General features: G+C 44.0%; 14 protein-coding genes. 11 read left to right on the plus strand and 3 right to left on the minus strand.

Translation table 11 applies throughout. From position 1 onward, the window contains the following. Positions 1-9 precede the first annotated feature (9 nt). From AC6CHU_RS18665 to AC6CHU_RS18675, 3 genes are read left to right on the plus strand one after another with little or no spacing between them, the layout of a single operon-like run. On the plus strand, positions 10-594 hold the full coding sequence (locus AC6CHU_RS18665; RefSeq protein ID WP_498122583.1) for a cob(I)yrinic acid a,c-diamide adenosyltransferase: 585 nt from the start codon (positions 10-12) through the stop codon (positions 592-594). After that, entirely contained in the window at positions 594-1,088 is a 495-nt protein-coding gene (locus AC6CHU_RS18670) for an ECF transporter S component (protein WP_159870801.1), read from the plus strand. The genes AC6CHU_RS18665 and AC6CHU_RS18670 overlap by 1 nt, the downstream gene beginning before the upstream one ends. Next, entirely contained in the window at positions 1,085-1,804 is a 720-nt protein-coding gene (locus tag AC6CHU_RS18675; RefSeq protein ID WP_159870798.1) for an ATP-binding protein, read from the plus strand. The genes AC6CHU_RS18670 and AC6CHU_RS18675 overlap by 4 nt, the downstream gene beginning before the upstream one ends. A 26-nt stretch (positions 1,805-1,830) precedes the next feature. Here AC6CHU_RS18675 and AC6CHU_RS18680 read toward each other — a convergent pair whose 3' ends face one another. Together AC6CHU_RS18680 and AC6CHU_RS18685 are read right to left on the minus strand one after the other, a co-directional pair. Further along, positions 1,831-2,379, minus strand: coding sequence for a GNAT family N-acetyltransferase (locus AC6CHU_RS18680; protein WP_159870795.1), 549 nt, complete (start codon positions 2,377-2,379; stop codon positions 1,831-1,833). Between the two features lie 16 nt (positions 2,380-2,395). After that, positions 2,396-2,884, minus strand: coding sequence for an 8-oxo-dGTP diphosphatase (locus tag AC6CHU_RS18685; RefSeq protein ID WP_251284308.1), 489 nt, complete (start codon positions 2,882-2,884; stop codon positions 2,396-2,398). A 107-nt stretch (positions 2,885-2,991) separates the two neighbouring features. On the opposite strand from AC6CHU_RS18685, the gene AC6CHU_RS18690 reads away from it, so the two are divergent. The 3 genes from AC6CHU_RS18690 (at position 2,992) to AC6CHU_RS18700 (ending at position 5,546) form a co-directional block, all read left to right on the plus strand. Next, a complete protein-coding gene (locus tag AC6CHU_RS18690) occupies positions 2,992-3,375 on the plus strand; it encodes a VOC family protein (protein WP_159870789.1) in 384 nt (127 codons plus the stop codon). Positions 3,376-3,584: 209 nt separating this feature from the next. Next, positions 3,585-5,051, plus strand: a complete 1,467-nt coding sequence (locus tag AC6CHU_RS18695) for a SulP family inorganic anion transporter (protein ID WP_159870786.1) — start codon at positions 3,585-3,587, stop codon at positions 5,049-5,051. Between the two features lie 75 nt (positions 5,052-5,126). After that, the gene (locus AC6CHU_RS18700) at positions 5,127-5,546 is read left to right on the plus strand and encodes a universal stress protein (RefSeq protein WP_159870783.1); all 420 of its coding nucleotides are present in this window, start codon (positions 5,127-5,129) and stop codon (positions 5,544-5,546) included. A gap of 64 nt (positions 5,547-5,610) precedes the next feature. On the opposite strand, the gene AC6CHU_RS18705 is transcribed toward AC6CHU_RS18700, so the two are convergent. Beyond that, positions 5,611-6,801, minus strand: coding sequence for a dicarboxylate/amino acid:cation symporter (locus tag AC6CHU_RS18705; protein ID WP_159870780.1), 1,191 nt, complete (start codon positions 6,799-6,801; stop codon positions 5,611-5,613). Between the two features lie 406 nt (positions 6,802-7,207). Here AC6CHU_RS18705 and AC6CHU_RS18710 point away from each other — a divergent pair, with 406 nt between their 5' ends. From AC6CHU_RS18710 to uvsE, 5 genes are all read left to right on the plus strand, one after another. Then, entirely contained in the window at positions 7,208-8,284 is a 1,077-nt protein-coding gene (locus AC6CHU_RS18710) for a D-alanine--D-alanine ligase (RefSeq protein WP_159870777.1), read from the plus strand. 105 nt (positions 8,285-8,389) lie between these two features. Then, positions 8,390-9,763: a UDP-N-acetylmuramoyl-tripeptide--D-alanyl-D-alanine ligase gene (locus tag AC6CHU_RS18715; protein WP_159870774.1), complete on the plus strand. Its 1,374-nt coding sequence runs from the start codon at positions 8,390-8,392 to the stop codon at positions 9,761-9,763. Positions 9,764-10,034: 271 nt separating this feature from the next. Further along, on the plus strand, positions 10,035-10,730 hold the full coding sequence (locus AC6CHU_RS18720) for an alpha/beta hydrolase (RefSeq protein ID WP_159870771.1): 696 nt from the start codon (positions 10,035-10,037) through the stop codon (positions 10,728-10,730). Between the two features lie 509 nt (positions 10,731-11,239). After that, complete coding sequence (gene cshA / locus AC6CHU_RS18725) at positions 11,240-12,712, plus strand: degradosome RNA helicase CshA (RefSeq protein ID WP_159870768.1); 1,473 nt, start codon at positions 11,240-11,242, stop codon at positions 12,710-12,712. Between the two features lie 124 nt (positions 12,713-12,836). Beyond that, positions 12,837-13,799, plus strand: coding sequence for a UV DNA damage repair endonuclease UvsE (uvsE, locus tag AC6CHU_RS18730; protein ID WP_159870765.1), 963 nt, complete (start codon positions 12,837-12,839; stop codon positions 13,797-13,799). Positions 13,800-13,863: the final 64 nt, after the last annotated feature.

Consider the following 13,863-nt stretch of genomic DNA (forward strand, 5'->3'; position numbering starts at 1 on the left):
GAATTGCAGATGAAGCTTTATACGCGAACTGGTGATGAGGGAAAAACAAGCATTATCGGAGGCAGAGTGGAAAAGGATGATGTACGGGTTGAAGCCTATGGAACAGTGGATGAAGTCAACTGTTTTGTCGGGCAGGCGATGACACAGCTGGATCCAGTCGCTTTTCAGGATGTCCTGGAGGATCTGGAAAAGATCCAGCATGAGCTTTTTGACTGTGGCGGAGACCTAGCAAATGTGTCGAAAAAGCGGGAGCTGAAATTAACGAAGGTATCTGTGGACTATTTGGAGACTAAGATTGATCAAATGATTGAGGAAGCACCCAAGCTTGAAAGATTTATTCTGCCTGGCGGAGCCCCAGCATCGGCGTCCATTCATATTGCCAGGACAGTAACCCGGAGAGCAGAGCGGCTTGTGGTCTCACTAAAAAAAGCAGATCCGGAAACCTCTCCAGTGGCGCTGAAATACTTGAATCGCTTATCTGATTACTTCTTTGCTCTGGCCAGGGTGATTAACTTCCGTCTGAACCAGAAGGATGTGGAGTATGTGCGCAGTGCCAATGTATTCCGTGAAGGAAAGCGCAAGGAGGAGAAGTAATGAAGAGCATGCGCTTAGGAATGGCAGCGATGCTGATTGCACTGACAGCAATTGGAGCAGCGATTAAAGTTCCGGCCATTATCGGAAGCGTGGCATTGGATGCATTTCCTGCCTTGCTTGCAGCTGTTCTGCTCGGGGGTTATGGCGGTGCAGCTGTTGCGGCTATCGGGCATCTGCTTTCGGCCTTATTGGGCGGTATGCCTTTAGGGCCTCTTCATCTCCTAATTGCTGCTGAAATGGCTTTGTTAGCCTTTATTTTCAGTTCGTTGTATCAGAGGGGCCGGCACTGGCTGGCGGGAATTCTTTTTGTGTTAGGCAATGCCTTTGCAGCCCCGCTTCCATTTATCTTTGTAATGGGCAAGGCCTTTTATCTGGCAATTGTGCCTTCCCTTTTTATAGGTTCTGTGATAAATGCCGTTATTGCTTATATAGTGATTCCAAGGCTTGTTAAGCTCGTGGGACCGGTTCTTTCCAAAGCGGGTGCTGAACAGTGAGGGATGTCTTAACCTTCCCATTTAATTCGGAAGACACCATTGTGGTAGCAAGTGATAACAGCGGGGCAATTGGCGAGAAAGAACAGGACGCTGTCCAGGTTCCGTACGAGACCGTTTCATATTATTCCTTCCGGGTCGCTGTCATGGAATGCATGTCAGCTGGTGCTCAGCCATTCGCGGCTGTTCTTCAGAATTTCTGCGGAGATGATGCCTGGGAGCAGCTTATACGGGGCATTAAAAAAGGGGCAGATGAATTAGGCATGACAGAACTGCAAATCACTGGCAGTACAGAAAGCAACTTTAACCTGCTGCAATCTGCGGCAGGGTTATCGGTACTTGGAAAAAGGCGGGGAGAGCTTCCTGCTGAGACCCTGACATTTACAGAGGATATAAGGATAGCGGTAATCGGTTCCCCTTTGGTTGGCCAGGAGCTGGTTGAAAGAGAGGAAGAGGCAGCACCCTTGAAGCTTTTTAAGGCAATAAATTCAATGGAGAAGACTGTAACTCTTCCAATAGGCTCCAAAGGAATAATGAAGGAGCTGAATGGTTTGTTTTCCAACATGGAATTTAAAGAGAAAGATCTTGAAAGCCCATTGGATCTTAAAAAATCAGCTGGCCCTGCGACTTGCTTCGTCGCGGTTTTTCCGAAGAAGGTATCTGAAGGAATAAGTAAGATTGCAGGGGATTATCTTCACATGCTTGAAATCAGGACATAGAGGCTCGCTTAAAAACGAGCCTTTCTCTATGCCCTTTTCTCCCACTCTTCCCTCAGTACACCCATCCGGATACTGTCATAATATTCCCCGTTTACGATTCGGCACTTTCGCATTCTTCCTTCAAGCTGCATGCCGATCTTTTCAGCTGCCTTCATCATTCTTTTGTTGCCGGACCAGGTGGTTATTCCCACCCGGGCAAGCGGCATAGAGGAAAAGAGTAAATTCACCCAGAGAGTAAGAGCTTCCGTTCCATACCCGCCATTCCAATAATCTGGATCATAAATAATGATTCCTGCTTCAAGCCAATTAGAATCTTGATGCTCCCAGTAATATCCCACAGTGCCGATCACTTTTCCGGAGGCTTCAATTGCCATGCTGCGTGGCGGATATTCTTCTGCCTTTTGGCGAAATCCCTGCTGGTACGTTTCAAAGTCTTTATGCTCAAGAGGAAAATAGGGAGCATCCCATTTTTTCCATTCAGTGCAGTCCGTTCCATAAATATAGTTCCATAAAATGGGCAAGTCCTCTTCCTGAACGGGACGAATCTTTACCTTTAGGGCTATTTCTTTGGTCATAGCGGGTACACCTCCATTAAATCTTAGTAAAAACTCTTGTCCTGCTTGCTCCTTCTGTGTTGTGCTCTTCATCCCAAACCGAATGGATCTCAAAAGTTCCTTCTTCAAAAAATAGCGGCAGTTTCCTTTTAAACCAGGGCTGCATAGGCAGTGCCAGTGCCTCGTTTCGTGGAACCCAATGCAGTTCTCCTTCAGGGGGGGCCTCTAACAGGCTGCCTTCAAAGGAGTCTGCCAGATAATTAAAGACCATGTAGCGGATATTCGTCTGCGGGTTGACGTACTCATCCCAGCCTTTAAAAATAATATTCTTGACGTGCAGGCCTGTTTCTTCCAGCACTTCGCGTTTTGCTGCGTCGGTTATGCTCTCGGGAAACTCGACCTTTCCGCCGGGAGCAAGATAGCCGGGGAAGCCTTTATGATCCGGCCGCTTTATGAGAAGGATCTGATCTTCATCCACAACCATGCACATCGTGTACATCTGATGTTCAATTTCTTTCCATTTCATTGCAGCACCTCTATTGATTTCCAAGTTTATACATTCTTTTGAAAGGAGAAAATACCTCCTATATTGAAATCATATCATGAATAGAAATTCTGAAGAGGTGAACATAATTGGAATTGAAAATGGGTTATGTCATTTTATATGTGGAGAGTCTGGAAAAAACGAAGCATTTTTACGGTGAAATGCTTGGCCTGAAGCTGAGGAATGAATTTGGCACTTACATCGAGTATGATACTGGCAGCACCATTCTTTCCTTTAATACGAGAGAAGGCGGGAGGGAAATCACTGGGCTTCCGATACCGGGTGGAGTCAGAAAGGAGCAGACCTTCGAGCTTGGGTTTGTAACGGAAGAAGTGGAAGGTGTTTTTGGAAAGCTCAAGGCTGCAGGAGTACCAGTCCTGCTTGAGCCTGTTGAAAAGCCCTGGGGACAGAAAGTGGCATATGTGGAAGACCCGGATGGGCATTATATTGAGATTTGTTCACCTATCGGTTGAAAATGACTCTGTTTTCAGGGTCATTTTTTTATTGGCTATATAGTAATCGTGAGAATTGAAAAGAAAAAATAAGATTTTACGGGTTATTTGCGCTTACATGAGGGCTTGTAAATATAAGTAAATGTGTTATGATTCTATATGTTTTTGTCGGCACGACTTTGATGAGAGTTCAAAGTCATTACTATAAATCTATTAAACGAGGTGTTTATTTGAGAATACTGACAAAAAAAGAACAATGGTTTGGCAATGTGAAGGGAGATATCCTTTCTGGAATCGTAGTGGCATTGGCACTGATTCCTGAGGCGATTGCTTTCTCCATTATTGCAGGTGTCGATCCGATGATTGGATTGTATGCTTCCTTCTGTATAGCTGTGACCATTGCTATAGTGGGCGGAAGGCCTGGAATGATTTCTGCTGCAACCGGTGCGATGGCGTTATTAATGGTTACTTTAGTAGCTGATCACGGATTGCAGTATTTATTTGCTGCGACGATTTTGACGGGGATGCTGCAGATTTTATTTGGTGTGCTTAAATTAGCCCGCTTTATGAAATTCATTCCCCGCGCCGTTATGATTGGATTTGTGAACGCACTGGCAATACTGATTTTCATGGCTCAGCTGGAGCAATTTACTGATGCTACCTGGGTGATGTATGCAATGGTTGCCGGTGCATTGGCGATTATTTATATTTTCCCGAGATTCACTAAAGCAGTGCCATCTCCTCTGGTGGCTATTATTGTTATTACGATCCTAGCCATCTTGACAAAGAGTGATGTGCGCACAGTTGGCGACATGGGAGCCATCTCATCTGCCCTTCCGGCATTCTTTTTTCCTGATGTTCCATTGAATTTTGAGACTCTGAAGATCATTTTTCCTTACTCTATTGCCCTTGCAATCGTTGGCTTGCTTGAATCTCTTCTGACTTCATCCATTGTGGATGACATGACCGATACAGCCAGTGATAAGAACATGGAAAGCCGCGGACAGGGAATTGCGAATATCGTGTCCGGTTTATTTGGCGGAATGGCAGGATGTGCGATGATTGGACAGTCTGTCATTAATGTGAAATCCGGAGGAAGAGGAAGGCTGTCAACCCTAGTGGCCGGCACATTCCTGATGTTTCTGATTTTAGTATTAGGCAATATTGTCGTGCAAATACCGATGGCTGCCTTAGTGGGAGTTATGATCATGGTATCGATTGGAACATTTGACTGGTCATCCATTAAGGGCCTTGCAAAAACGCCTGTAACAGATTCAATTGTTATGATTGTAACCACTGTTATCACTGTTTTCACCCACGATCTATCCAAGGGAGTTTTTGCCGGGATCATTTTAAGTGCGATCTTCTTTGTGGCTAAAATTTCGAAAGTGCATGTTTCATCACGAGTTGAAGAGGACAAGAAAATATATGCTGTAAAGGGACAGGTATTCTTTGCTTCCGTGGATGAACTTATAGCAGCATTTGATTTTAATGAAGATTTACAAGAAGTTGAAATTGATTTTACACAGGCGCATGTCTGGGATGACTCAGGTGTCGCCGCCATCGATAAGATTGTATTAAAGCTTCGTGACAATGGTGTGCTGGTCCGCCTATCAGGATTAAACGCGCCAAGTTCGAACCTGATTGAGCGTTTGGCCGTTCACCGCAAACCAGGTGCAAAATTATCAGGCCATTAAAATACTGCAATTAATACCACAGTCAGCTTTGACTGTGGTATTTTCTTTATAAGAATAAGTTAGGGGTGAGGCTCTGTGTTTAAAAAAATATTGATGGCTGCAGATGGATCAGATCATTCCATTCGGGCAGCCGCTAAAGCTGTTCAACTGGCTGAACAGAATCCTGATTCTGAAGTAACCGTAGTGTATGCCGTTGATGGCCAGACCTCAAAGGAAGATATCCTTCACCATTTTGATAAGAGTATCGTGGACCAGGTGAGGAAAAAACGTTTAGAGCCTATAGAAAGCCTATTAAAAGAGAAGGACATTTTATATGAAATAAAAATCCTGCAGGGAGAGCCTGGACCAGCCATTGTGGAATTTGCCAACAAGGGGGATTATGATGTTGCGGTTGTTGGCAGCCGGGGTTTGAATACTCTTCAGGAAATGGTGCTCGGAAGTGTCAGTCATAAGATTGCCAAACGTGTGAAAGCGCCTGTTTTAATTGTTAAGTAAATGTTTAAGCGATAAATCGTCTAACTGAAAAAAAGATGCCCCAAATCGGGACATCTTTTTTCAATCATCCAGCTTTCACAGCCGATTGGGGTTGAAGTTTCTTCTCTTTGCCGCTTACCTTATCAGAAAGCAGGGTCAGCGCACCGTCTCCAGTTACATTGCATGCAGTTCCGAAGCTGTCCTGGGCAAGGTATAGAGCAATCATAAGGGCAAGCATGGTTTCATTGAATCCGAGCATGCTTTCAAGCAGACCCAACGCGGCCATGACAGCTCCCCCAGGAACACCTGGAGCTGCAATCATTGTGATTCCAAGCATTAATATGAAAGGCAGGATTTCTGTAAGTGAGGCTGTTTGCCCCTGCAGCATCATTACGGCGATCGCACAGCTCACAATCGTAATTGTGCTGCCGGAAAGATGAATTGTTGCCAATAATGGTACAGAGAAATCCGCAACCTTTTCGCGTGCACCAAGCTTTTTTACCTGTTTAAGCGTAACAGGAATTGTGGAGGCAGATGACTGGGTTCCAAGCGCCGTAAAGTACGCAGGCATCATATTTTTCATGAGCCTAAGCGGGTTGGCCTTCATCAGGCTGCCGGCTGCTGAATATTGAAGCAGTAAAAATAAGAGATGAAGAGCAATAATCATGACAAATACTTTGGCAAATACCGAAATAATAGCGCCAACCTGTCCGCCTTGCGTCATATTGGCGAAAATCCCGAAAATATGGACAGGCAGCAATGGAATAATGACCTTTTCAATCAGTTTTTCAATAATATCCCGGAAATCATTCATCGCATGTTGCAGTGTGTTCCCTTTAATTGCGGCCAATCCAAGACCTAAAGTGAATGAAATCAGCAATGCCGTCATGACACCCATTACAGGAGGCATGTCCACCTGGAAAAAGGGTGATAGCAAAGCATCCTCAGGATTCTCAAACTCTTTGAAGCTTTGGTTTTTTAATAGAATAGGATACAGCGCCGTCGCAGAAAAATAGGCGACTAACCCGGCAGTGATCGTAGAAGCATAGGCAAAACCGGTTGTAATTCCAAGCAGTTTCCCTGCACCTTTCCCCATGCTGCCGATTCCCGGCGCGATAAATCCGATAATAATTAAGGGAATCGCGAAACCAAGGAAGTTTCCGAACAGTCCGTTAAACGTAGCAAATAGCTGAATAAGCCATTCGGGAGAAAAAGAACCTATTAAAATACCTAATGCAATCGCTGCAATAATTCTGGGAAGCAAACCAAACTTCATTATTTTTGTCCTCCTAAAAAATACAATTGTTTTTGTTAGGGGGATTATATCCTGTTTTGCTGTAAAAGTTAATAGATAAAGGTATTGTTTTAATAATAAAAAAACTCTGATTACTATCTGCAGATTAAGTGTTTTGCTCAATTAAAGGGGGGTAAACGTTTTCCTAAAATAATTAATGCCAGAAAAGGAAATTATTTTGATTAAGTTTCCTTTTATAGCTCTCAGTCATACATATAGAAATATGGGCGTAGGGGCAGAAAAAAATTCCTGAAGAATTGAACATGTAATCACTCCCTTTCTTAAATGTGAAAGTGTTACAATATAGAGTAGCTTGAATGAACATATAAACAGCTTAAGAAAAATAAACGGCATAAGAAGCCATGATTGAATATTGGAGGTTCTTTTTATGAAAACAAAGGTTGGCCTTTTATACGGCGGAAAATCTGCAGAGCATAAAGTATCTATGCAGACTGCAATGGCTGTCATTAAAGCCTTGGATTTAGAAAAATTTGAAATTCATCCTATTTATATATCTGAAGAGGGACAATGGGTGAAGGGCCCTCAGCTGCAAGGTCCTGTTTCCAATGTAAAGGAGCTTGAATTCTCACGAGGGGAAGCACTGCCTCCGACAGCATTGGCACCGACCCTTTTCCAGGATGCCCAGGAGAAAAGCCCATTTGATGTGATCTTCCCGCTGCTTCACGGTCCGAACGGGGAAGACGGTACAGTTCAGGGGCTTTTGGAGCTCTTAAACCTGCCTTATGTAGGAAATGGAGTATTGGCTTCATCTGCGGGCATGGATAAGGTCATCATGAAGAATATATTTGCACAGGCTGGCCTTCCGCAAGTGAAGTATGTCTGGTTTATCCGAGGTGAGTGGGAAAATGAAACTGAGGCAGCTTATGATAAGGTGGAAAAAGAACTCGGCTACCCGTGCTTCGTAAAACCGGCCAACCTCGGTTCAAGTGTGGGCATCAGCAAGTGCATGAACCGCTCCGAGCTTGAGGAGGCTTTTAAAGAAGCTTTCCAATTTGACCGTAAAATCATTATCGAAGAAGGCGTTACTGCAAGAGAAATTGAAGCAGGCGTGCTGGGCAATGATAATCCGGAATGCTCTGTTGCCGGAGAAATTGTCCCGAAGGTTGAATTCTATGACTATAAGGCGAAATATGAGGATGGAGATACAGCATTAATCATCCCTGCCGAAATTTCCGAAAGTGAGTACAGTGAACTGAGAGACATGGCCATTAAGGCATTTAAGGCTCTTGACTGCTCCGGTCTTGTCCGGGCTGATTTCTTCTTGACCAGAGAGGGTAAGTTATACATTAATGAAGTAAATACCATGCCGGGCTTTACACCTTTCAGCATGTTCCCGCTTCTTTGGAAGCATACGGGTGTAGAATATCCTCAGCTGATTGAGAAGCTTGTCAATTTGGCCATCGAACGCCATACTGAGAAACAAAGCATCAAGCACACCATGTAAAAAGGCAAACTGTTTAAGGAAACACGGCATTTTTGCCGTGTTCCTTTTGTTCATACATAATTGGCAAAATCAGGACTCGTGATTTTGCCCAATAGGAGGCGCCATATGATTAAGAAAAAACTTCAGGAAATTACACAGATGATTAAAGTCGATAATGATGTATCTTCTTTTAATGACACTTCCATACAGGGCGTCAGCATTGACTCCAGAAAAATCGGGAAGGGGAATTTATTTGTTCCTTTTAAAGGGGAAAATTCGGATGGCCACCGATTTGTCGAAGATGCCATTGAAAAGGGGGCAGCTGCGGCCTTTTGGCAAAGGGATGTCCCCAATCCCCCCCATCATCTACCCATCCTGATTGTCGAAGATACCCTAACGGCACTTCAGGAATTGGCGAGAAGCTATCGGAATGAATTAAATATAAAGGTAGCAGGGATTACAGGAAGCAACGGCAAAACCACAACCAAGGATATGACTGCAAACCTTCTGTCACTGAAATTCAAGGTTCAAAAAACAGAAGGCAACTATAACAACCATATCGGTCTGCCCTTAACCATTCTAGCTCTTGAGGAAGATACGGAAATCGCCGTACTGGAAATGGGAATGAGCGGAAGAGGAGAAATTGATTTTCTTACAAAGCTTGCCCGTCCGGACGCCGTGATTATTACGAATATAGGCGAATCCCATCTGCAGGATTTAGGTTCCAGAGAAGGGATTGCTGAAGCGAAGCTGGAGATCGTAAACGGCCTTCAGGAAAATGGCCTCGTTATCTATTACGGTGATGAGCCTCTTCTTAATGAAAAGCTGAAAACCTACAATGGTTCTGCCGCAGTAAGAACCTTTGGGAGAACAGGGAAAAACGATGTGTATCCGGTTGATATCAAGCAGAATGACAGCGGCAGCACATTTGGGATCAATGTATCCAGCGAGGAGTTTTATCTGCCTGTACTGGGCACCCATAATGTTCTCAATGCTCTTGCAGCGATGATTGCAGCGTCCCATTTTGGCGTTCCTTATGAAAAGATGAACGAAGGCTTTGCAAGCTTAAAGCTGACAAATATGAGAATGGAGCTTCTTGAGGGCAAAATGGGTGAGAAAATCATTAATGATGCCTATAATGCCAGTCCAACATCCATGAATGCCGCCATCGAACTGGTCGCCAATCTGCCTGGCTATAAAAAGAAAATTCTTGTTCTTGGCGATATGCTGGAGCTTGGTCCGCAAGAGGAGGATTTCCATTACTCCATCGGAAAATCCGTGGATGCAAAAAAGGTTGATTACGTATTTACTTTTGGTAAGCTTGGCGAATTTATCGCCAAGGGTGCGAAGGAAGTCCTGCCCCATGAACGGGTGACAGCCTTTACTGACAAACAGAATCTGATCGGGGAATTAAAGAAACATGCCGATCAGGAAACCATTGTGCTGGTCAAGGCATCCCGTGGCATGAAGCTTGAAGAAGTTGTATCAGCCCTTCAATAGTATTTTAGAGCCTTTTGACTTAAACAGAAGGGGTGCTGGACTAATACAAACATGATGATTTCATGACCCTTTCAGCAATACCATTTTGAATTGTATATATCTGTTATTATAGGAAATAAGCCCCTGTTCCACGTGGAACAGGGGCTTAAATTATTTTTATATAGTTCCTTCACTGTAATTTCTATCTCCGGGAAGGTTTGATTAGTATGCCAAAAAGGAAAAAGTGTAAAATAGAATAGACTTACATTAATAAGATGGCGGTGACTTGTGGATGATTGGCTGCATGTGCATACATGGTTTTACAGGAGCTCCATTTGAAGTAGAACCTTTGGCAGAGTATTTAAAAGAGAATACAGACTGGGAGATTTCTGTGCCGACATTGCCGGGTCATGGCGATGAGCTGAATCTGAAAGGAATTGCCTATAACAAGTGGATTGAGCATGCAGAGGAAGAGCTGAAGAGGCTTATTAGCCGCTGTGAAAAAGTATATGTCATCGGCTTTTCAATGGGGGGCCTGATAGCCAGCTATTTAACTGTTCATTACCCTGTAGATAAATTGGTACTGCTCAGTGCTGCGGCTTATTACGTAAACCCGAAGCAGATGTTCTTCGATATTAAAGAGATGGTAAGAGATGCATTCAGAGGGAAGCTCGCTGACAATGAAATGTTCGTCAGATATAAGCGGAAAATCAGTGCGACACCGATCACGGCAACACTTCAATTCCGCAGGCTGGTGGCTTCGATTAGACCTATTTTAAACCAGATCACTGTGCCGACATTGATTGCGCAAGGCGAAAGTGATGGAGTTGTCCCTCCGAGAAGCGCCAGATATTTATATAATAATATTGGTTCAACGGCCAAAAAGTTAATTTTTATTAAAGATTCGAAGCATCTTATCTGCCATTGCGGGGAAGGGGACCGCCTCTTCCGGGAGATCCTTGGATTTCTGCAAAAAAAGCCTGAATGATAAGGTTTTCAGCTAGCCTTCAAGTTTGCAATGCTTACTTGGAAATGGTAATATAAACACCAAAGTGCCAACAGGAACTTCTTTTGAGAACCCGGACATACTCCATCAGGAGAATGTCTTTTTTCATTAAATACAGAAGTATAGCTGAAAGAGGCGTACTTCAGTAAGGCCATAAACAGATAAGTGCTTTCTCTTTGACTGAACTTATCTTAAGAGACCTGATTGTCCGTGAACAATTTGGATAGAATTTACCCTCATCCTTTCCTCAAGCGGGTTTCATAGTGAGTGGGACTCTTCTTAACGAAACATAACCGCACTTTTTATAAAAATAAGAAGTTACAGCATCTAAATGCCGGGAACTGCAGGTGAAAAGGCTCCTTACAGGGTGTGCCATAACATTTCTTATAATCGTCCGGAAGAGTGACTCATAGGCCAATTTTTCAGGAGAACTCCTGCCTGCAGGTTTGCAGGGACAAAATTTTTCTATGATTAGAAGGAGAATGAATACATTGACAAAGTTTCAAGACTTGGGCATCAGCCCAGAGACAATGAAATCACTGAAACGAATGGGATTTGAAGAGGCGACTCCTATTCAGACCCAGACCATTCCGTTAAGTTTGGAGAATAAAGACCTGATCGGGCAGGCGCAGACAGGAACAGGAAAAACGGCTGCATTTGGAATCCCGATGATTGACAAAATCGACAACACGAAAGATTACATTCAGGGAATTGTTATTGCCCCAACTCGTGAGCTGGCGATTCAAGTATCGGAAGAATTGTATAAAATCGGCTACGGAAAAAGAACGAAAGTCCTTTCCATTTATGGCGGCCAGGATATTAACCGCCAAATCCGCGCTTTAAAGAACAAACCGCATATCATCGTTGGAACACCAGGACGTATTTTGGATCATATCAACCGCAAAACGATGCGTCTGGACCATGTGCATACGGCTATCCTTGATGAAGCGGATGAAATGCTCAACATGGGATTCATTGACGATATTGAAGCAATCCTTGCTCAAATTCCTGAAGAGCGCCAAACACTGCTCTTCTCTGCAACAATGCCTGCGCCAATCCGCAGAATGGCAGAACGCTTTATGAAGGACCCTCAGATTGTCCGCGTAAAAGCGAAGGAAATGACTGTTTCATCTATTGAACAATTCTATATTGAAACGCATGAAAAAAATAAATTTGATGTGCTGACAAGACTATTGGATATCCAATCTCCGGAATTGGCGATTGTATTCGGACGTACTAAGCGCCGTGTTGATGAACTGGCTGAAGCCTTAAATCTTCGCGGATATATGGCTGAAGGAATACATGGTGACTTAAGCCAGGCTAAACGGATTTCTGTACTTAGGAAGTTCAAAGAAGGAAGCATTGACGTCCTTGTGGCGACAGATGTTGCGGCACGCGGATTGGACATTTCCGGCGTAACGCATGTATACAATTTTGATATTCCTCAGGATCCTGAAAGCTATGTTCACCGCATTGGCCGGACCGGACGTGCTGGAAAAACGGGTGTTGCAATGACATTCATCAACCCGCGCGAGAAATCGTATCTGCATGTAGTAGAACGTACAACCAAGAAAAAAATGGAACGCATGGATGCTCCAACACTTGATGAGGCGCTTGAAGGCCAGCAAAAAGCTGTAATGGAAAAAATCATGCAAACCATAGAGGAAAACAATCTTGAAAGCTATAAAGAAGCGGCAGATCAGCTTCTGGCACAAAAGGACGCTTCGACAGTTGTTCAGGCAGTGCTGAAGATGCTGACCAAAGAACCTGATACAACACCTGTTAAATTAACAGAGGAAAAGCCGCTTCCATCTAAACGCGACAGAAAGCCGAATGACCGCAGCCGCGGAGGATACAATGGAAGAGGCAGACAGGGCGGCCAAAAGGGATCATACAAATCACGCCAAGGCCACACTGGAAAACGCCCAAGCCAGAACAACAGCCGTTCAAACAGCTATAGATAAGAAATTTGGAGAGCAGAAATCTGCTCTCTTTTTTATTTAGTCTCATACAGAGCAAGCCCGAACATGCAATTTCTCAAGAGCTGTCGTACATACTAATGGGAAATGCTGAACGGGAGGAATCGACATGACGATTGTACGCCTTGGGTATGTTGCGATGAGTATGAACCTGAAAAACGCATCGCCATCACAAACGATGACGTTCAAACAATTCTCAAGTATTAAAAACCGGGAGGCGGCTATAGCAAGACTGGAACGAATCGCCATTTCAAATCTCGAGAATTGCCTCAGGCTGCTCAAGCACAATGCAGCCCATGATATTCACTTTTTCCGCTTCAGTTCTAGGCTGATTCCCCTTGCAAATCATGAGGAACTCTCTGATTGGAAGTATATGCGTCCCCTTAGAGATATTCTGTCCAGGATTGGCGACTTTCTGGATGAACATCCGATGCGTGTGGATTTTCACCCGGACCACTTTGTGCTCCTTAATACACCGAAAGTTGATACATTGAATATGTCCATCAAAACACTGGCTATGCATGAGGCCCTTCTGAAAGGCATGCATCTTAATCCAGCTCACCGCTGTGTTCTGCATGTGGGCGGCGGATATGATGATAAAGAAAAAGCACTCGAGCAATTTATCCATAATTGGGGCTTTACGCCTCCCGGAATCCAGCAGATGATTATTCTTGAGAATGACGATACCACCTTTACACTTGATGATACTCTCTACCTTTGTGAAAAGCTGGGGATTCCGCTTGTATTTGATTACCACCACCACCTTGCGAACTTCAAAAATGATGACTGGATAGGGCAATGGGAAAGGGTAGCGGCGACATGGGGTCATTCAGAACTGCCTGTGAAAATGCATATCTCGAGCCCCAAATCAGACAAAGATTTCAGAGCGCATGCGGATTATATTGATGCTGAAATGTTCATGGAGTTTCTGCAGAACATTAAGGGGTCAGTGCCTGAGATACATTGCATGATCGAAGCGAAAATGAAGGACAGCGCCCTGTTTAAGCTTGCTGAGGATTTGAAAAGGAACCCCAATCTGACCTTTATTGATTCATCCGGCTTTGAAATATAATCTGTACCCCCCACTTTTTTCATAAAAGGGAGACACTTCTTTTTTCTGTCATGTATACTTATAG

Source organism: Cytobacillus sp. GQ23 (assembly GCF_059758675.1).

What these genes read in the sequence shown, in the direction of transcription:
- AC6CHU_RS18670 (WP_159870801.1), top strand. Translation starts at nt 594, where the DNA reads ATGAAGAGCATGCGCTTAGGAATGGCAGCGATGCTGATTGCACTGACA.
- AC6CHU_RS18720 (WP_159870771.1), top strand. Translation starts at nt 10,035, where the DNA reads ATGATTGGCTGCATGTGCATACATGGTTTTACAGGAGCTCCATTTGAA.
- AC6CHU_RS18680 (WP_159870795.1), bottom strand. Translation starts at nt 2,379, where the DNA reads ATGACCAAAGAAATAGCCCTAAAGGTAAAGATTCGTCCCGTTCAGGAA.
- AC6CHU_RS18705 (WP_159870780.1), bottom strand. Translation starts at nt 6,801, where the DNA reads ATGAAGTTTGGTTTGCTTCCCAGAATTATTGCAGCGATTGCATTAGGT.
- AC6CHU_RS18685 (WP_251284308.1), bottom strand. Translation starts at nt 2,884, where the DNA reads ATGAAATGGAAAGAAATTGAACATCAGATGTACACGATGTGCATGGTT.
- AC6CHU_RS18665 (WP_498122583.1), top strand. Translation starts at nt 10, where the DNA reads ATGAAGCTTTATACGCGAACTGGTGATGAGGGAAAAACAAGCATTATC.
- AC6CHU_RS18715 (WP_159870774.1), top strand. Translation starts at nt 8,390, where the DNA reads ATGATTAAGAAAAAACTTCAGGAAATTACACAGATGATTAAAGTCGAT.
- AC6CHU_RS18710 (WP_159870777.1), top strand. Translation starts at nt 7,208, where the DNA reads ATGAAAACAAAGGTTGGCCTTTTATACGGCGGAAAATCTGCAGAGCAT.
- uvsE (WP_159870765.1), top strand. Translation starts at nt 12,837, where the DNA reads ATGACGATTGTACGCCTTGGGTATGTTGCGATGAGTATGAACCTGAAA.